The following is a 17,781-nucleotide window of genomic DNA, read 5'->3' as shown; positions in this document are numbered from 1 at the left end:
TCATCACCTACTTATCAAACCCTGTTGGGTTATTCTTATGCCAATTCCAAGCTGAAGCTATTATATCTTCAACATTAGTATATTTTGGGCTCCATTTTAAAGTATTTCTTGCTTTTTCAGCTGAGGCTATTAATCTAGCTGGATCTCCAGCCCTTCTTTCACAAATCTTAGCTGGGATCTCGTGACCAGTAACTCTTCTTGCAGCTTCTATCATTTCTTTAACTGAAAATCCACTTCCATTTCCTAAGTTGAATATATTACTAGAATTTCCACCTCTAAGATGCTCTACCGCAAGAATATGAGCATTAGCTAAGTCTATTACATGAATATAGTCTCTAATGCAAGTACCATCCTCTGTATCATAGTCATCTCCAAAAATAGATATAAATTCTCTCTTACCTAGAGGAACTTGTAGTATTAAAGGAATCAAATGAGTTTCAGGACTATGATCTTCTCCAATACTTCCACTTACATGAGCTCCGGCAACATTAAAGTATCTAAGTGATACATATTTAACTCCATGTGCTATATCTGCCCATTTCATCATTTTTTCCATTGCAAGCTTTGTTTCTCCATATGCATTAGTTGGTTCAGTTCTATCTGTTTCAACTATAGGCATTTTAGTAGCTTCACCATAAGTTGCAGCTGTAGAAGAAAATACAATTTTCTTAACATTATTTGCAATCATAACCTTTAATAAAACTTCTGTTCCATGAACATTATTATTGTAATATTTTAAAGGATTTGTCATGCTTTCTCCAACTAAAGAATTAGCTGCAAAATGAATAACTTCTGTTATATCATTTTCTTTAAATACCTTATCAAGCTCCTCTTCATTTCTTATATCAACCTTATAAAATTTAGCTTTGGGATTCACTGCTTCTATATGCCCAGTTTCTAAATTATCTACAACTATTACTTCTTCGCCTTTATCTACTAACTGATAAACAGTATGACTTCCTATATAACCTGCTCCACCACAAACTAATATCATTTCTATACCTCCTAAATTTCTCTAGTTCCATCGCCTATATTTGCTATATAGAAACTAGCTTCGTATCCTATTTTTTCTTTATACCCTTGCCCTACTTTTTCTATAAAATCTTGAGCTCTATCTTTTTTAACTAATGCAACTGTGCATCCACCAAATCCTGCACCAGTCATTCTAGCCCCTATTGTAGCTTCATGATTCCATGCAAGTTCAACTAATGTGTCTAATTCAATTCCTGTAACTTCATAGTCATCTCTTAAAGAAATATGAGATTCATTCATAAGTTTACCAAAAGTACTTAAATCATTTTTTGCTAGTGCTTCTTTAGCCATTAATGTTCTTTGATTTTCATATACTGCATGTTTAGCTCTCTTAATTCTTATTTCACTATCTATTAAATTCTTATTATTTTCAAAATCCTCTATTGATAATTCACCTAATGAATTTATATTTAGCTTTGTTTTTAACTCTTCTAATGCTTGCTCACATTCGCTTCTACGTTCGTTATATTTAGAATCAGCTAACCCTCTTCTCTTATTTGTATTTGCAATTACTAATATTTCATCTTTTAATTCGACAGGACAATAATTATATTTTAAAGTGTTACAATCTAAAAGTATAGCATTATTCTTCTTACCCATTCCAATTGCAAATTGGTCCATTATACCACAATTAACTCCAACGAATTTATTTTCTGCCTCTTGAGAAAATTTTACTAAATCTACTCTATCTATCTTTAATTCAAATAGGTTGTCCATCATCACAGCTATTAAAAGTTCTAATGATGCTGAGGATGAAAGCCCTGCTCCATTTGGAATATTACCATAAACAGCTATATCAAACCCTATATTTATATCATATCCATGTTTTTTCATCACATCGATTACACCTTTAGGGTAATTAACCCAATCATGGGACTTTTCATAACTAATGTTGTCTAAATCAAATTCAATAATACCTATATCCTCAAAGTTGCTTGAATACATTCTTACTTTTTTATCATTTCTTAAGCTTATAACTCCATAAGTTCCAAAGCTTAATGCACAAGGAAATACATTTCCTCCATTATAATCAGTGTGTTCACCAATTAAATTTACTCTACCAGGTGAAAAAAATGTTTTGCAATTTTCTTTTTCTCCAAATACTTTTTTAAAAGTAGCATTAATTTCGTTTCTCATAACAACTCTCCCAATCATATTTTAGATTTCTTTACAATACTATAATATCACCCCAGGAAAATTTTATCAATATATATTTGATTTTTTTACTAACTTTTTACTATATTTTTCACTTGTTTTACTAAAATGCGAAATATTCTATGTTTACTTATTTAATAAATTTACCTACTTCAATATAAACTTATAAATTAGCAATTGAACCCCTAATAAATATAACTATTTTTCAAGTATAGTCTCATAAAAGTCATCTATAAACAATTACCTAATTTTTCACTTTTCATATTAAAAGAGTATCGTCCAAATATGACGATACTCTTTTAAATTATGATATTTGTGAAGTTTCAAATTGACTATTATATAATGAAGCATAAAATCCTTTTTTGCTTAAAAGTTCATTGTGAGTACCTTGCTCTACAATATCCCCATCTTTCATTACTAAAATTAGATCTGCATCTTTGATAGTAGATAATCTATGAGCAATTATAAAGCTAGTTCTATTTTTCATTAAATTATCCATAGCTTTTTGAATAAGCACTTCAGTTCTTGTATCAACTGAACTTGTAGCTTCATCTAAAATTAATATTTTAGGATCTGCTAAGATTGCACGTGCAATTGTTAATAATTGCTTTTGTCCTTGAGAAACATTACTTGCATCTTCATTTAACTCCATATTGTATCCATCTGGTAATGTTTTAACAAAATGATGAACATGTGCTGCTTTTGATGCTTCTATAACTTCTTCATCGGTAGCATTTAAATTACCATATCTTATGTTTTCCATTATACTTCCGCTAAATAACCATGTATCTTGCAGAACCATTCCAAAAACTTTTCTTAAATCACTTCTCTTAAAATCATTTATATTATGATTATCTAGTAAAATTTCACCACTATTTAATTCATAAAATCTCATTAATAATTTTACAATTGTAGTTTTTCCTGCACCAGTAGGTCCTACAATGGCAACTCTTTGTCCTGGCTTTATTTTACTAGAGAAGTCATTTATTATTATTTTGTCTTCATTATAACCAAAGTGAACATCCTTAAATGTAACTTCACCTTCAATGTCATTAATGCTTACAGGATTCTTAATATCTTCAATTTCTTCCTCTTCTTCTAAGAATTCAAAAACTCTTTCTGCAGCAGCTGCTGTAGATTGAAGTACATTTGCAATTTGTGCTGTTTGAGCTATTGGTTGTGTAAAAGATCTTATATATTGAACAAAAGAAAGAATATCTCCAACTTCAATTGTTTTTTTAACAGCAAGGTATCCACCTAATATAGATACCATAACATACCCTAGGTTTCCTATAAATGTCATTATAGGCATCATCATTCCTGATAAAAATTGAGATTTCCATGCTGAATTATATAAAGTATCATTTAATTTATTAAATTCTTCTACAGCAGCATCCTCTCCATTAAAAGCCTTCATTATATTATGACCGCTATATACTTCTTCTACATGCCCGTTAACATGTCCTAAGAAATTTTGTTGTTCTTTAAAATACTTTTGTGATTTTTTAACTACTAAAGCTATTAATATACCTGATATAGGTATTATTATTATTGCTGCAATAGTCATTGTTACACTTATTGATAACATCATTATAAGAACACCAATTAATGTCGTTATAGATGTTAACATTTGTGATAAACTTTGATTTAAAGTATTACTTACTGTATCAACATCATTAGTAACTCTTGATAAAACTTCTCCATGTGTCATTTTATCAAAGTATTTAAGTGGCATACGATTTATTTTTTCTGCAATTTCTTTTCTAAGATTATATGAAACCTTTTGAGCAACTCCAGACATTATAAATCCTTGAATAAATGAAAATACTGCACTTATTACGTATAATACTAATAATAATGCTATTATATTTCCTATATAAGTAAAATCTATTGCAGCGCCTACTTCTCCTGATACTTTACTTACTAATCCTTCAAATAACTTAGTTGTAGCTTTTCCTAATATCTTAGGACCTATTATTGAAAAAGCAGCACTACCTATTGCAAATATTAATACTGTGATAATTGATATTCTATATGGTTTTAAATATTTTAATAGCTTGCTAACAGTTCCTTTAAAATCCTTAGCCTTTCCGCCACCGACCTGCATTCCACCCATAGGACCACCGAAACCACCATGTCTTTTATTTCTTACATTATTACTCATGACATAAGTTCCTCCTTTGAAAGTTGTGATAAGGCTATTTGCTCGTAAACCTCACAGTTTTCTAAAAGCTCTTTATGAGTTCCAATTCCTACAACTCTTCCTTCATCTAATACTATAATTTGATTTGCATCCTTTATTGTACTTATTCTTTGTGCAACAATTATCATAGTAGCATCTTTAATATTTTCTTTAAGTGACTTTCTAAGAGCAGCATCCGTTTTAAAATCTAAAGCTGAAAAACTATCATCAAAAATATACACTTCTGGTTTCTTAACTAAAGCTCTAGCAATAGATAATCTTTGCTTTTGTCCACCGGATACATTTGTACCACCTTGAGAAATTTCAGTATTATATTTTTCAGGCTTATTATCAATAAATTCTAATGCTTGTGCAATTTGTGCTGATTTTTCTAAATCTTCTGCAGTTGCATTAGGAGAACCATATTTTAAGTTACTTTCTATAGTTCCTGAGAAAAGTACTCCTTTTTGAGGAATATATCCAATTTTATCTCTTAATGATTTTTGATTTACATCTTTTATATCAACTCCATCAATAGTGATTTGACCTTGAGATACATCATAAAATCTTGGTATTAAATTTATTAATGTTGATTTACCACTACCAGTACTTCCAATAATAGCTGTAGTTTCCCCTGGTTTTGCTGTAAAACTAATATTTTCTAAGACATAATCTTCTGCACCTGGGTATTTAAAGCTTACATTTTTATATTCCACATAACCCTTTTTAGAATCCATAAAATTATTAGGGTTTTCTTTATCTTTTATGCTTAAATCTGTATACAGTATTTCACTAATACGTTGAGCAGATACTGATGCACGAGGTAACATTATTGAAATCATTGAAATCATTAAGAATGACATTATTATTTGCATTGCATATTGCATAAATGCCATCATATCTCCTACTTGCATTGTCCCTAAATCAACTTGATGAGATCCTACCCATACAATTAAAAGTGTTAGTCCATTCATTATAAGCATCATCACTGGCATCATTGATGACATTAATCTATTAACAAATAAATTTGTTTTAGTTAAATCCTTATTTGCATTATCGAACTTAACTTCTTCATGCTTTTGAGTGCTAAAAGCTCTAATAACTAACATACCTGTTAGATGCTCTCTAGTAACTAAGTTTAATTTATCAACTAACTTTTGAACTGCTTTAAACTTAGGCATAGCAAATCCAAATAATACACTTACAAGTAATGAAATTAGAATTACACCTACTGCTATAATCCAAGTCATATTTGTATCTGTTCTTAATACTTTCATTACACCACCAATGCCCAATATTGGAGCATAGAAAACTATTCTAAATAACATAACCATAAGCATTTGAATTTGTTGTATATCATTAGTACTACGTGTAATTAAAGAAGCAGTTGAAAATTTATCAAATTCAGCGTTAGAGAATTTTGTAACTTTCTTAAATACATCTCCTCTTAAAGATCTACTTAATCCAGCTGCTATTCTTGCAGATATAAGACCAACAGCAACTGCAGCTGCCATACTAATCAATGCTATTCCAAGCATCTTTAATCCAGAAATAATAATAAAGTTTGTTTGTAGTTTATCTGTATTTATTCCTATTTCAGAATACTCATTTTTAACATATGAGACAGCAGCTTGATCTATCATACTATCCGGCATTTCTTCAAATTTTTCATTTATTGAATCTTTTAAAACATTTAATTGCTCTTTAGGAATATTACTCAAAATAAAAAAAGGATCTGTATCAGCTGGCACAGGCATATTATTTGACATATTTCCAAGTATAGCAGTATCAAAACTACCATTTTCAATTCCATATACAATAAGCTCTGGCTTAGCTAAAATACTATTCAATCTAGATATAGAATCTTTATTTTTTGAATTAAGTTCATATAAAGGTTCTTCATCAAGCTTTGAATAATTTTTTAAATATTTATCAAATTCATCCTTTGAAAGAGTATCTTTATCTAATAATGTATAATTATCTTCTATGAATTTAAAATCATCCTCCCCTATAAATATCGAAAGCTTATCCATTTCACTTTTACGTATTATAGTAGGTACCGAATTTTCTATTCCACCTTGCTGAATACCAATATTTACTATATTAGACATATAATCTGGTAATGATAATTCACTAACAGCTTGAATAAATAATAATATTATTACAGCAATGATAGAACCGATAAATGGTTTTAAGTACTTTGTCAGTTTCATCATTTTATTTATCTCCTTTCAAATCCTGCTTTATTTTTAAGTTAATTATTAGAAATATATATTAATTATATTTTCATAACTATTATATGTCAATAACATTTATAGTTGTATAATAAAAAAAAATAGTTTATAATTAAATTGTTATAAATACTTAGGAGGGACTATATGAATAATAATGAACTACATGATATATCTGATAATTTACTTAATCTATTATTCCAAATACATAATAGATTATTCAATCCAAGCGAAATGGTTAAAGGGGTTTCCATTCCTCCCTCTCATGTGAAAGTAATATTTTATCTCTCACAAAAGAAATCGATGTCAGTATCTGATGTTGCTAAATGCTTAGATATATCTAAGCCAAATATGACTCCAATAATAGATAAATTAATAAGCAATGGGCTTGTAAATAGGTATACAGATCCAAATGATAGAAGAAAAATAAATATAGAACTAACTGAAAAAGCTCATAACCTTCTAAAAAATAAAAAGCGTGAAATAAAAAATAATTTATTTAATAAAATTTCAACTTTAAATGATGAAGATTTATATAAATTAGATGCTTCAATAAGGGAGATGTATGACATATTAATTAAACTAAAAAAATGAGCAATTAATATTGCTCATTTTTAATTTCTATAATTTGTCTATTGATGTTACATCATAGCCTGCTTCATCTATGGCTGCTATTAAAGTATTGTCTTCAACTTCTGTATTAACTAAAGCATTTTTACCTTCTAAGTTAACTTCTAAAATTTCAACTCCACTTATTTCCTCTAATGCTTCCTTTACATGTGCAACACAATGTCCACAACTCATACCTTCAATATTTATTTTCTTTTTCATATTCAAAACCTCCACTTTAATAATTTATCTCGTTATAACTTTATCTAATATTTTCATAATTTCATTTATTTTCTCGTCTCCATCACCACTAATACAGGCATCTTTAACACAATGAGACAAATGATTTTCTAATATTATAAGATTTGCTTTCTTTAATAATGACTGGGCAGCAAAAATTTGATTTGAAATATCAATACAATATCTATCCTCTTCAATCATCTTTATTATTCCATCAATTTGTCCTTTAGCAGTTTTTAAAGATTGTAATGATTTCTTTCTCTCTTCATTCATAATATACCTCCCCCACCCTCTAGGGGTGTATTATAATTAAATTATAATATTTAAAATATATTTGTCAATATATTTAGTTGTATAAATAGTATGTACTTTTAAATATATATTATATTCAAATAAGTTAAGAAAAAAATGTGTTATCGCACAATACGACAACACTTTATTATACTATTTAAAAAAATCTATATCTTCTATCAATCAACTTATAATCAAGATCCGGAGTAGTTTTTCCAAGCTCCTCAAATTTAGATTTTAGAAATTTTCTGTTATAATCTACCTTATCTATATTTCCACCATATAGCGCTGTTAATTCATTATAATAATAAGCAGCATCATAATCACCTAGGATAGAATAACAAACACATAATTGAATACTTGGTATCCAAGTATAATAATCTCGGTTATCTATTCCAAGATTATCTTTTTCATGAATGCATCCCATTGCAATTTTATACCAAAAGATTGCTTGCTTAATTTGTTTCTTGCTTAAAAATATTTCTGCAAGCCTACAGCAAATATCAGCCCTAGGAACATCAAATTCAAAGGACTTCAAAATTATTCCTATTTTCTTTTCTGGTTTATTTGTATTAGTATAGCATTGAATCAAATTAGCTATAGCAGTTTTTACATCTTCCACCCAACCTAATTTAGTATCTAAAAAAGCTTCATATTTTTTTGTAGCTTCCTCATATAAGCCATTATAGTATAGCTCATTAGCATAATAAAACATATCTCTTACGCTAAATTTCTCTCCTTCTTCTTCCATCTTTTTAAAAATGGTCAGATTTCTATCCCCACTAGGTTTAACTTTTCCATGATTTACGGATATATCACTATTTAAACTAATTCCTCCTACTTCTAAATATTCGTGAATTCTTCCTATCCATTTGAAACCCTTAGATCTTTTTACTAATCGATTTCTCTTTAAGGAATAAGTTGTATTACCATTTACATCCCTATTTAAAGAATATTCCATAGTTACAGTATCAACATTTCTATCAAAAGTTTCTTTTAATATTTTGAATTTTTCTATATTATCCTCATCCAAATAGTCGTCTGCATCAAGCCAAAAAATATATTCTTTAGTAGCTTTGCTAAAAGCATAGTTCCTAGCTTTTGCAAAATCATCAATCCACTTAAAACTATATATTTGGCTATTAAAGCTTTTAGCTATATCAACAGTTTTATCCGTAGAACCAGTATCTACAATGATCATTTCATCAACTATATCTTTTACTGAAGATAAGCATCTTGCTAATGTCTTTTCTTCATCTTTTACTATCATACATAAACTTATAGTAATTCTATTTGTCAAAGTTATCCCCCTTTACTCTATTAATATCTTCTATATACTATGATTTAACGAATAATTTTGTTGTAATTTTGCAAAAATATATTTGAATATAATTTTTTGTCTTTTTATATATAAAATTTGACTTTAATTTATTTCTACTCTTTAAATTTAAAAATTTAATGATATAATTATTTAGACATCAATCGGTGCGGGCGGGTGAGGGATAAAGAAAAGAGGTTTTTACAGAAAGGATGGACAAATTATTTAAACTTAAGGAACACAAAACTAATTTTAAAACTGAGCTAGTAGCTGGTTTAACTTCTTTTTTTGCTGCAGTATATATTATTGTAGTTAATGCTAGTATTTTAAGTGATGGAGGTAAATCACAAGAACCACTTATAATTGCAACTGTACTTGCTTCATTTGTAGGATGCTTATTAGTGTCTTTCATGAGTAATACACCACTTGTAATTATGCCTGGTATGGGAATTAATGCACTATTTACTTATACAATTGTACTAAGTATGGGATTATCATTTAATCAAGCATTAGCAAGTGTTGTTATGGCTGGAATATTATTTTTAATTGTTGCTATTACACCTTTATCTAAAATACTAGATACATCTATACCTAATTCATTAAAGGAATCGATAACTATTGGAATAGGATTATTTATTACATTTTTAGGCTTTCAAAAAGGAGGTCTAATTATTTCAGATCCATCTACAATGGTCAAAATCGGATCACTTTCAGATCCAAGGGTAATATTTTTCATAGCTATGTTTTTATTAACAGTAATATTATTTGCTAAAAATATTCCTGGTGGATTTTTAATAAGTATAGTTGTTGGTACTATAGCTGCAATTTTATTAAACCTTGTTGATACAACAGGCTTAAAGTTTTCATTACCTAATTTTAATGAATATAAAGGAATTCTATTCAATATAGATTTAAGTGCATTTTTCACTATTCCTTTTTGGATTTCTACTTTTTCATTAACTTTAGTATTAATTTTTGAAAATATAGGTTTACTACATGGACAAATAAACGGACTTTTAAAAGCTCCTGAAAAGCAAAGTAAAGCATTAAATGCTATAGCAATATCAACAATAACGTGTGGTTTATTTGGAACAAGTCCTTCTGTTTCTACAGTAGAAGGAGCAGCCGGAATAGCTGCTGGGGGAAAAACTGGTTTAACATCATTAATTTCGGGATTACTACTTTTAATATCCTTATTATTTATTCCATTTATAAATTTGATCCCTAATGAAGTAATTGCTCCAATTTTAATTATTATAGGAAGTTTAATGATTAAAGGAATAGTTAATATAGACTTTAATGATATTTCAGAAGCAATTCCATCATTTTTAATTATTGTTTTAATACCACTAACCTTTAGTATAGTAGATGGTATTGCATTTGGATTTATATCATATACAATAATGAAACTTATAACGAAGAAAAAAGATCAACTTTCAATTGTGATGTATATAATTTCATTTGTATTTATAGTATATTTTATACTACATAGTATTTAAAAATATAAGGCTAGGAATTTCCTAGCCTTTAGTCATATCTTTATTAAAATCATTCAAAAAATCTTCTAATATTAATGCTGTAATACCCCAAATAACATAATTCTCATATTTATAAAATAATGATCTATATACTCCCTCTTTAAACTTATAATTCTTACCTCCATTTATTAAATCATAAGGAAAATCTTCTGAGCGATTAGCTATAATCTTACTTTTTTCTATTCTAGGCTCGTTATTTAACAAGTAATCTAATGGAACTAAAAATATATGATCAACTTCATCTTTATTAATATTTATGTTATCAAAATTTTTAATATATCCAACAAAGGGATGTATTAGCAAACTATAATGAGTAACTAATAAATTAAGTGGAGCTATTATTTCAAAATCTTCATTTGATAAACCTAATTCCTCACATACTTCTCTAGTTATAGCTTCCTTTTCATTTTCTTTTAAATCTATCTTACCTCCTGGAAAAGAAATATCTCCTGGTTGACTTCTCATATGCTTTGCCCTAACTTCAAAAACTATATTTAATTTACCCTCTACTTCTACGAGTAATATAGCTACAGAAGCTCTTTTCATTTTTTGCCATCCATTTATATATGGAATATTATTATAAAATTTTTTAATAACATCATTTATCATCTTTATACTCCTTTTATTTCTACCTTAATCCAATATGATTTAACATTTTATTTATATAAATAATTTTTTGTCTTTCTCCAGCTGAAAACATTTAAGCAATTTGATAATTTATTACATATATTGTATAATATTGTTAATATTATACAAGGACGTGATTTTATGAAAATAAATAACTGCTATGAAGCAGCATTAAGAATGTTTGAACTTTCTGAGGAATTAAGTATATTACTTAATGAAAATCAAAAAGCAAAAACAGAAAGAGAAAAAGAAATTTTATCAGGTAAAATTGATAGAGTAGAAATGGACTTTTTAACACTAAAACATTCACTAGACAAGATTCCATATGAAGAAAAGAAATTATCTATTTTTAATTTATAAAAAAGTGAAAATTTATTAGATAAAGCCTCCATAGTATACTCTATGGAGGCCATTTTTTATTCCTTAATTATTTTATCAATAATTTCTATTCTTTCATCACCCAAATATGGATATAGTTTTAATGATATTTTTCCATCTTTATAAACTCTATCTCCATTTGCTTCAACTATTTTCTTAATTTTACTTTCTAAATTTTCATAACTCAGTAAATCCTCTAAATAATTATCTACTAAGTCCTTTAAACAAGTTGCTAATTCCTTTGGATTTCTATATACGGCTCTCATGTTCATCTCCTTAATACTTTTCTATAGTTTTATAAGTTAATTATAAATACTATAAGTGTTTTTTTCTAGTATTATTTTTAAAAAAATTTCATATTTTATTCATCTTGATTCAAAAAACTATATTGAGTCCTATATAAATTATAATAAAAATCTTTTATCGCTATTAATTCCTCTTGAGACCCACATTCTTTAGTTTCACCATTTTCTAATACTATATTCCTGTTACACTCCCTTATAATGGATAATCTATTAACTAATGATGTTCTATTATTAAGAAGTTTTTTATTCCTTTTTGAATCATCATTTTAGTTTGTTTTATCATATTTAATAAAAGGATATATATCCGTTCTTAAAAAATTCTATCTCCAGTAAATAAAGTATTATAAAAATTAAATAAGTTCATGATAGGTCTCTAGAACATTCCACATAAATAGAAAATATAATTAGCATATTCCCATTCCTAATTAAACATATTTATTTCGGAACTTCTTTCTCCTTTTGTTTCATAAACTTTAACTTTCCCATCCTTAGAAATCCATGAAATTGCCTCTTCAGTAAACTCATTTTCTGCTTTAATTGGAATTATTAAATATTCTCCACCTTTTATACTTTCAGAAACTTTTTCATAATTAGTATTTCTTTGTCCCTTTATATAGTCACTAGAATTTAAGCCTTTAGATGCATTTATCTTATGAATCCGTATATCTTTAGCTTCTGATTCGGTAGTCATTATATAAATACAATCCCCTTCTCTATTTACTACACTTATTACAGATCCTTTTGAACTTAAATCTTCTTGTACTTTTTTAATTAAATCTTCTATATCTACATTTTTTTTCTTTAAATGAAGCTTTTAAAATTACAGTATCATCATTATCTTTTATAGTTCTTTGCTTATCTTCTGTTTTATCTTGAATATTAGATTCAGTTTTACTATTAATTTCTTTGTTACTACAAGAGTAAAATGTTGAAACCACTAAAAATAATAAAATAATAATCTTCTTCATATATTTCCTCCTAAGTTTATAAATTTCATATAATTAGTATTCCAAATTTTTTATAAAAAACTTAGTCTACGTTTCAATTAATAATTTTTTATTTAGATAACTTATTTAAAAATATAATTTAATATTATTAATTATAAAATTATATTATATAAATAATATAAATGTTTAAAGTTATTATTTTATAATTACCTACATTTAATAAAGTCAATTAATATCAACTATTGTCATGTATTAGGTTAGATATAAAAGTATAGATTTACTCTAAGAAATGGAGCTATGTTAACTTCATTAACATAGCTCCATTTTCCTTTAGCCAATATTTACTTTCTTTATAATTCGGACAATGTGATTCAACTAATTTCCAAAATTCTTTCGAATGATTCATTTGCTTTATATGACATAGTTCATGAATAATTATATAATCCATAACAAATTGCGGCATAAGAACAAGTCTCCAATTCAATCTTATTTCTCTTCTCGAATTACAACTTCCCCAAAGACTTTTCTGATCTTTTATAATAATCTTACTAGGCCTTATATAAATATTATTAGAAATATCCATTACTCTTTTACCAACAATGTCTAGTGCCATATTCTTATACCAACTTATTAATAATTCATCAATATACTGTCTATTTAAGTCTTTACTATTTATGATTATATTACTATTATCCCTAAATATCTTATCTTCATGTGATTTATTTATTATTAAATTGTAATATTTTCCTAATAAGATAGCTTTATTATCAATAGAACTTTCTTTATTCATCTTATCTAGAGATTTTAATATCCAATTAGCCTTTCTAATAATTAAATCATCAATATAGTTATAATCTACTCCTAAGGGTGCAAGTACTTTTATTTCTCCGCTATTTTCAATCTTTATAGAAATATTTTTCTTTTTCTTAAAAATTAATACATATTCAATAGTTTGATTATTTAAATTAACTTTTCTATTCATATAAACAACAATAATTTATTTTATAGATTTCTTTGGATTTGGTAAGAAACTAAAGAAAATCACTACTGATAATATTAATAATATAAAGCCTAATATATACATCCCAACATAACCAAACTTTCCTTGAATTAAGCTATAAATAGATGGATATATAAAATTAGAACCCCCAGTACTTAATACAGATAGTACTGCAAAAGAAGTAGCAACTAAATGCTCATCTAATATTTCTCTTAAATATTTAAATAAGAAACTTAAATATAATCCATACATTATTCCATGAAGCTGATCTCCTAAAACTATAAGGAAAACACTTCCGCTAGAAAATAATAGGACTTTAATTGCAGCTATTGATAAAGCAATAGTAAGACACTTTTTGCTATTAGAATTGCTTAAATACTTAGCAATTATCATAAATGTAAAGAATTCAATTACAACCCTAAAACTTATTGATGCACTATATATCTCATTTGCTTTATTCACATCACCAACTATATCCACTAAGTAAGAAGAATAAGCAAAGTCTAAGCCCATATAGCTCCCCATACCTAGGAATACTACTATTATAAGAAATATAATATTCTTATCTTTAAATAAATCTTTTATTCTTGTATTATTTTGTTTCTCATTTATTTCTATATTATCCTTAAACTTTAAGATTATAACTAACATCATTGCACTAACCATAAGTAGAGCTAAAATATGTAATATCCTATATCCAAATTTATTTATTATAATACCTGCAATAAATACTATAAATGCATATCCTATAGATCCCCATTTTCTTATATCTGAAAATTCATATCCATTTCTTATTGATAATTCTTCAATATATATTTCAAATATTCCTGCTACTGATCCAAGTAAAGAGCCATATATAGGAGCAAATATTATTGATAAATTCTTATTTATAAACATAAGTCCTACTATAGATATAAAAACGCTAACTAAATAAATTAATATAAATCTATTTTTATTTTTTACTTTAGAAAATCTATTAGATAATATAGGTTGTGCAACTAAAGTAAATAATGCTCCTATTGATACTACTCGTCCGACCTCTCCTAATGATAAACCAATTTCTTGATTTAAATAAGGAAAGTAAAAAGTTGTTAATATACTAAAAACTCCAAATGTCAAGAAGGTAGTCATACTATAATACTTCTTCATTTGTATTACCTCCATTTTATTATTACTACCTGTAAATTTTATCATTTGTAGATAGTAATGTAAATAATAAGCATTTAATAAGCAACAAAATGCTATCTTAGAAATCTAAGATAGCATTTATATTATTTACTATTTATTGCTCCATAATCCATGTAAGTTACAGTATTCTCTAACTCTATCTACATTACCACTTACTTTAAATGTAGCTTGTGGTTTTTCACCTGGATTTAATTCTTTTCTTAAAACTTCACCATCAGTAGTTATAACTTCTACCCATTGAATGAAATGCTCGTCCACCATTGGATGCTCAACTTCTCCAACTTTAACTAAAAGTTCTCCATCTTTTTCTACGGCTACTGGTATATGTTTTTCTACAGCCGCATCAACAGTGTTTTCATTTAATAAAGTCATTTGCTTGCCACAACATACTAAAGTCCCCATTGCTTCATTTAAAACCTCAACCATTGATCCACACACTTCACATTTATATACTTGTAATTTCTTTACCATAAAACTCACTCCTCATTTAATAAATATTTATGATATATATTTTACTATACTTTTCCCATACTTACAAATTTTTCTTATAACTTTAAAGCGTCTTCTGCTAATGTTCTTACATAATTATACTCATTTACTTCAAAATACTCATAATATATGCTTATTCCCAAACCTTCCACTAGATTATTTAATCTATTTGCTAAAACTTCGGTTCCCGGACTTACTTCATGCTCTCTACCATTTAAATATTCTACAAGCATTAAATTTGAAACATATACTATAATGCTAGTAGCATTATTAAATTTTGATATTTCATATATCCCTTGCAAAATAGCATAGATTTGTGCCTCTGAGCAAGTACCTACTCCTACATTTCTTGAAAATGAAATTTCCTCTCCATGATCACTTAAAATTACTCCACCAATTCCAATATCACTTTGAAAATTTCTTGTATTTTTACATTTACCATTTACATAAAGTCTATACTTCATATATCCTCCACTTATAAACTTATATACTATAAAAATATTCTAAATATAAGTTTATTATTCTATAATTGATATACATAATATAGAAATTTTAAAATTAATTATAATATTCATACTTATTTAAAAGTTACGCTTGATATAAAACTATATTATAATGAAATAATTATTATTAACTTAAATTTTTATTCTATTTACATTTTTATATCTATCATTACTTTATTTATATAAATACCTAATTTAATCCCTTAATGTTATATATATGAATCTATACTATGAAACTAATTAATTGCTTTTTTAATTTTTATTTTTTATACTAAATAATAAATAATTAATATTATGGAGGATTTTATGAAAAGTTTATTAAATAGAAATGATACAATTGGACTAATATCCTGTTCCAATGGCTTAGATGTAAATATGAAAGAGAAAATAGACGAATTAATAACTATATTATCATCTATGAAAATTAATGTTATAACATCGAAAACATTGTTTAAAGATAGTTCCGGGATGACATACGATCCTAAAATAAGAGCAAAAGAACTTATGAATTTATATATTAATGAGGATATTAAGATTATATTTGATTTATCCGGTGGAGATTTATGTAATGAAATTCTTGATTATTTAGATTATGATATTATTTCAAAATATGAGAAACCTTTCTTTGGATACAGTGATTTAACTGTAATCTTAAATGCATTATTAAAACAATCAAATACTGTTAATTATAATTATCAATTAAGAAATCTTATAAGAGAAGATTCTATAAACCAAATTAATAATTTTAAAAACAGCATTTTAGAAGGAAACTCTGATTTATTTAACTTTAATTATAAATGGATTCAAGGTAGCTCTATGTCTGGAACTGTTATTGGAGGCAATATTAGATGCTTCTTAAAGTTAGCTGGGACAAAATTCATGCCAGATTTTAAAAATAAGATACTTTTTCTTGAAGCATTAAGTGGAGATATTAATAAAATAACAACTTTTCTAACTCAATATAAACAAATCGGAGCCTTTGATAATATAAATGGAATTTTATTAGGAACATTTACTGAATTAGAAAAGGATTCATCATCTCCTAAAATTGAAGATATACTTATAAAAATACTTGAAAATCCTATTATTCCTATAGCTAAAACAGATGAATTAGGCCATAGTTCAAATTCTAAATGCATAGGTATAGGAAAAAGTTTATACTTAGACTAGTCTTTGCTTATAATTAGATTTCTTGCAATAATATTCCTTAAAGTATATAATTTTAACAAGGATAAACAATATTGTTTATTATAAGTATTCCAGTGAGGTGAAATTATATGTTAAAAGAAGAATTAAAAAAGAATGAAATAGCTGCTATGAAAGCTAGGGATAAAGCTACTGTTAATGTTTTAAGATTAGTTAATTCAGAAATCAAAGCTTTTGAAGTTAATGAAAGAAAAGATATTTCAGATGAAGATGTTATAAAAATTATAGAAAAACAAATTAAACAACTTAAAGAAGCTCTTCAATATGCTATACAATTAAATGATAATGATAAGATTGAAGAAGGAAACTTTGCAATCAATTTATTAACACCATATCTTCCAGCACAATTAAGCGAAGAAGAAGTTGAATCTATGCTTAAAGAAATAATTACAAACGGTAATTATGGACCTAAAGACATGGGAAAAATAATGAAAGAAATAATGCCAAAAGTAAATGGTAAGTTTGATAGATCAAAAATTAATCCTATGGTAAAAAATATATTAGGATAAATAAAAACCTCTCGCTATGAGAGGTTTTTATTT

Annotated in this window: 20 protein-coding genes; 5 read left to right on the top strand and 15 right to left on the bottom strand. The window is 26.7% G+C overall.

The genetic code is table 11. The features are described 5' to 3' along the window. Window positions 1-7 precede the first annotated feature (7 nt). The 4 genes from galE to CSBG_RS08105 form a co-directional block, all read right to left on the bottom strand. Entirely contained in the window at window positions 8-994 is a 987-nt protein-coding gene (galE, locus tag CSBG_RS08120; RefSeq protein WP_008678612.1) for a UDP-glucose 4-epimerase GalE, read from the bottom strand. 11 nt (window positions 995-1,005) lie between these two features. After that, window positions 1,006-2,169: a galactokinase gene (locus CSBG_RS08115; RefSeq protein WP_008678611.1), complete on the bottom strand. Its 1,164-nt coding sequence runs from the start codon at window positions 2,167-2,169 to the stop codon at window positions 1,006-1,008. Between the two features lie 322 nt (window positions 2,170-2,491). Beyond that, complete coding sequence (locus tag CSBG_RS08110) at window positions 2,492-4,351, bottom strand: ABC transporter ATP-binding protein (RefSeq protein WP_008678610.1); 1,860 nt, start codon at window positions 4,349-4,351, stop codon at window positions 2,492-2,494. Beyond that, a complete protein-coding gene (locus tag CSBG_RS08105; RefSeq protein ID WP_008678608.1) occupies window positions 4,348-6,585 on the bottom strand; it encodes an ABC transporter ATP-binding protein in 2,238 nt (745 codons plus the stop codon). The genes CSBG_RS08110 and CSBG_RS08105 overlap by 4 nt, the downstream gene beginning before the upstream one ends. Window positions 6,586-6,747: 162 nt before the next feature. On the opposite strand from CSBG_RS08105, the gene CSBG_RS08100 reads away from it, so the two are divergent. Beyond that, window positions 6,748-7,194, top strand: a complete 447-nt coding sequence (locus CSBG_RS08100; protein ID WP_008678606.1) for a MarR family transcriptional regulator — start codon at window positions 6,748-6,750, stop codon at window positions 7,192-7,194. A 27-nt stretch (window positions 7,195-7,221) separates the two neighbouring features. Here the strand turns inward: CSBG_RS08100 and CSBG_RS08095 are convergent, their stop codons facing one another. The 3 genes from CSBG_RS08095 to CSBG_RS08085 form a co-directional block, all read right to left on the bottom strand. Beyond that, window positions 7,222-7,431, bottom strand: a complete 210-nt coding sequence (locus tag CSBG_RS08095; RefSeq protein WP_008678605.1) for a heavy-metal-associated domain-containing protein — start codon at window positions 7,429-7,431, stop codon at window positions 7,222-7,224. 24 nt (window positions 7,432-7,455) lie between these two features. Further along, entirely contained in the window at window positions 7,456-7,722 is a 267-nt protein-coding gene (locus tag CSBG_RS08090) for a metal-sensing transcriptional repressor (RefSeq protein WP_008678603.1), read from the bottom strand. A 175-nt stretch (window positions 7,723-7,897) separates the two neighbouring features. Further along, window positions 7,898-9,040, bottom strand: coding sequence for a glycosyltransferase family 2 protein (locus CSBG_RS08085; protein ID WP_008678601.1), 1,143 nt, complete (start codon window positions 9,038-9,040; stop codon window positions 7,898-7,900). 230 nt (window positions 9,041-9,270) lie between these two features. Between CSBG_RS08085 and CSBG_RS08080 the strand changes: the two genes are divergently transcribed. Further along, entirely contained in the window at window positions 9,271-10,557 is a 1,287-nt protein-coding gene (locus CSBG_RS08080; protein WP_008678599.1) for an NCS2 family permease, read from the top strand. A 21-nt stretch (window positions 10,558-10,578) separates the two neighbouring features. On the opposite strand, the gene CSBG_RS08075 is transcribed toward CSBG_RS08080, so the two are convergent. Next, complete coding sequence (locus CSBG_RS08075; protein WP_008678597.1) at window positions 10,579-11,205, bottom strand: CoA pyrophosphatase; 627 nt, start codon at window positions 11,203-11,205, stop codon at window positions 10,579-10,581. A 159-nt stretch (window positions 11,206-11,364) separates the two neighbouring features. On the opposite strand from CSBG_RS08075, the gene CSBG_RS08070 reads away from it, so the two are divergent. After that, on the top strand, window positions 11,365-11,583 hold the full coding sequence (locus CSBG_RS08070; RefSeq protein WP_008678593.1) for a hypothetical protein: 219 nt from the start codon (window positions 11,365-11,367) through the stop codon (window positions 11,581-11,583). A 56-nt stretch (window positions 11,584-11,639) separates the two neighbouring features. On the opposite strand, the gene CSBG_RS08065 is transcribed toward CSBG_RS08070, so the two are convergent. From CSBG_RS08065 to CSBG_RS08035, 7 genes are all read right to left on the bottom strand, one after another. Continuing rightward, a complete protein-coding gene (locus CSBG_RS08065; RefSeq protein WP_008678591.1) occupies window positions 11,640-11,867 on the bottom strand; it encodes a TIGR04540 family protein in 228 nt (75 codons plus the stop codon). 460 nt (window positions 11,868-12,327) lie between these two features. Continuing rightward, window positions 12,328-12,597 (bottom strand): hypothetical protein, encoded by a 270-nt coding sequence (locus CSBG_RS08060; protein WP_035285194.1) that lies wholly within the window; start codon window positions 12,595-12,597, stop codon window positions 12,328-12,330. A gap of 76 nt (window positions 12,598-12,673) precedes the next feature. Continuing rightward, complete coding sequence (locus tag CSBG_RS08055) at window positions 12,674-12,874, bottom strand: hypothetical protein (RefSeq protein WP_035285192.1); 201 nt, start codon at window positions 12,872-12,874, stop codon at window positions 12,674-12,676. A 274-nt stretch (window positions 12,875-13,148) separates the two neighbouring features. After that, window positions 13,149-13,835 (bottom strand): SprT family zinc-dependent metalloprotease, encoded by a 687-nt coding sequence (locus CSBG_RS08050; RefSeq protein ID WP_008678589.1) that lies wholly within the window; start codon window positions 13,833-13,835, stop codon window positions 13,149-13,151. Window positions 13,836-13,850: 15 nt separating this feature from the next. Next, the gene (locus tag CSBG_RS08045; protein ID WP_008678587.1) at window positions 13,851-15,002 is read right to left on the bottom strand and encodes an MFS transporter; all 1,152 of its coding nucleotides are present in this window, start codon (window positions 15,000-15,002) and stop codon (window positions 13,851-13,853) included. A gap of 129 nt (window positions 15,003-15,131) precedes the next feature. Then, on the bottom strand, window positions 15,132-15,512 hold the full coding sequence (locus tag CSBG_RS08040) for a desulfoferrodoxin (protein WP_008678585.1): 381 nt from the start codon (window positions 15,510-15,512) through the stop codon (window positions 15,132-15,134). A 74-nt stretch (window positions 15,513-15,586) separates the two neighbouring features. Then, window positions 15,587-15,994, bottom strand: coding sequence for a hypothetical protein (locus CSBG_RS08035; RefSeq protein ID WP_008678582.1), 408 nt, complete (start codon window positions 15,992-15,994; stop codon window positions 15,587-15,589). Between the two features lie 345 nt (window positions 15,995-16,339). On the opposite strand from CSBG_RS08035, the gene CSBG_RS08030 reads away from it, so the two are divergent. Both CSBG_RS08030 and CSBG_RS08025 read left to right on the top strand, forming a co-directional pair. Further along, on the top strand, window positions 16,340-17,203 hold the full coding sequence (locus CSBG_RS08030) for a S66 peptidase family protein (RefSeq protein WP_008678579.1): 864 nt from the start codon (window positions 16,340-16,342) through the stop codon (window positions 17,201-17,203). A gap of 107 nt (window positions 17,204-17,310) precedes the next feature. After that, window positions 17,311-17,748: a GatB/YqeY domain-containing protein gene (locus tag CSBG_RS08025; RefSeq protein WP_008678577.1), complete on the top strand. Its 438-nt coding sequence runs from the start codon at window positions 17,311-17,313 to the stop codon at window positions 17,746-17,748. The last annotated feature ends 33 nt before the right edge of the window (window positions 17,749-17,781 follow it).

Source organism: Clostridium sp. 7_2_43FAA (assembly GCF_000158375.2).
In the GTDB taxonomy this organism is placed as follows: Bacteria; Bacillota; Clostridia; order Clostridiales; family Clostridiaceae; genus Clostridium; species Clostridium tertium.
The sequence above is the reverse complement of the archived record's forward strand: the minus strand, read 5'-3'. Positions and strand labels throughout refer to the sequence as shown.

Bases quoted from the DNA above. Each gene is read 5' to 3' on its own strand.
- CSBG_RS08105 (WP_008678608.1), bottom strand. From the start codon at position 6,585: ATGATGAAACTGACAAAGTACTTAAAACCATTTATCGGTTCTATCATT.
- CSBG_RS08055 (WP_035285192.1), bottom strand. From the start codon at position 12,874: ATGAAGAAGATTATTATTTTATTATTTTTAGTGGTTTCAACATTTTAC.
- CSBG_RS08060 (WP_035285194.1), bottom strand. From the start codon at position 12,597: ATGACTACCGAATCAGAAGCTAAAGATATACGGATTCATAAGATAAAT.
- CSBG_RS08095 (WP_008678605.1), bottom strand. From the start codon at position 7,431: ATGAAAAAGAAAATAAATATTGAAGGTATGAGTTGTGGACATTGTGTT.
- CSBG_RS08025 (WP_008678577.1), top strand. From the start codon at position 17,311: ATGTTAAAAGAAGAATTAAAAAAGAATGAAATAGCTGCTATGAAAGCT.
- CSBG_RS08070 (WP_008678593.1), top strand. From the start codon at position 11,365: ATGAAAATAAATAACTGCTATGAAGCAGCATTAAGAATGTTTGAACTT.
- CSBG_RS08065 (WP_008678591.1), bottom strand. From the start codon at position 11,867: ATGAGAGCCGTATATAGAAATCCAAAGGAATTAGCAACTTGTTTAAAG.
- CSBG_RS08045 (WP_008678587.1), bottom strand. From the start codon at position 15,002: ATGAAGAAGTATTATAGTATGACTACCTTCTTGACATTTGGAGTTTTT.
- CSBG_RS08035 (WP_008678582.1), bottom strand. From the start codon at position 15,994: ATGAAGTATAGACTTTATGTAAATGGTAAATGTAAAAATACAAGAAAT.
- CSBG_RS08050 (WP_008678589.1), bottom strand. From the start codon at position 13,835: ATGAATAGAAAAGTTAATTTAAATAATCAAACTATTGAATATGTATTA.
- CSBG_RS08115 (WP_008678611.1), bottom strand. From the start codon at position 2,169: ATGAGAAACGAAATTAATGCTACTTTTAAAAAAGTATTTGGAGAAAAA.
- CSBG_RS08080 (WP_008678599.1), top strand. From the start codon at position 9,271: ATGGACAAATTATTTAAACTTAAGGAACACAAAACTAATTTTAAAACT.
- galE (WP_008678612.1), bottom strand. From the start codon at position 994: ATGATATTAGTTTGTGGTGGAGCAGGTTATATAGGAAGTCATACTGTT.
- CSBG_RS08090 (WP_008678603.1), bottom strand. From the start codon at position 7,722: ATGAATGAAGAGAGAAAGAAATCATTACAATCTTTAAAAACTGCTAAA.
- CSBG_RS08040 (WP_008678585.1), bottom strand. From the start codon at position 15,512: ATGGTAAAGAAATTACAAGTATATAAATGTGAAGTGTGTGGATCAATG.
- CSBG_RS08110 (WP_008678610.1), bottom strand. From the start codon at position 4,351: ATGAGTAATAATGTAAGAAATAAAAGACATGGTGGTTTCGGTGGTCCT.
- CSBG_RS08100 (WP_008678606.1), top strand. From the start codon at position 6,748: ATGAATAATAATGAACTACATGATATATCTGATAATTTACTTAATCTA.
- CSBG_RS08075 (WP_008678597.1), bottom strand. From the start codon at position 11,205: ATGATAAATGATGTTATTAAAAAATTTTATAATAATATTCCATATATA.
- CSBG_RS08030 (WP_008678579.1), top strand. From the start codon at position 16,340: ATGAAAAGTTTATTAAATAGAAATGATACAATTGGACTAATATCCTGT.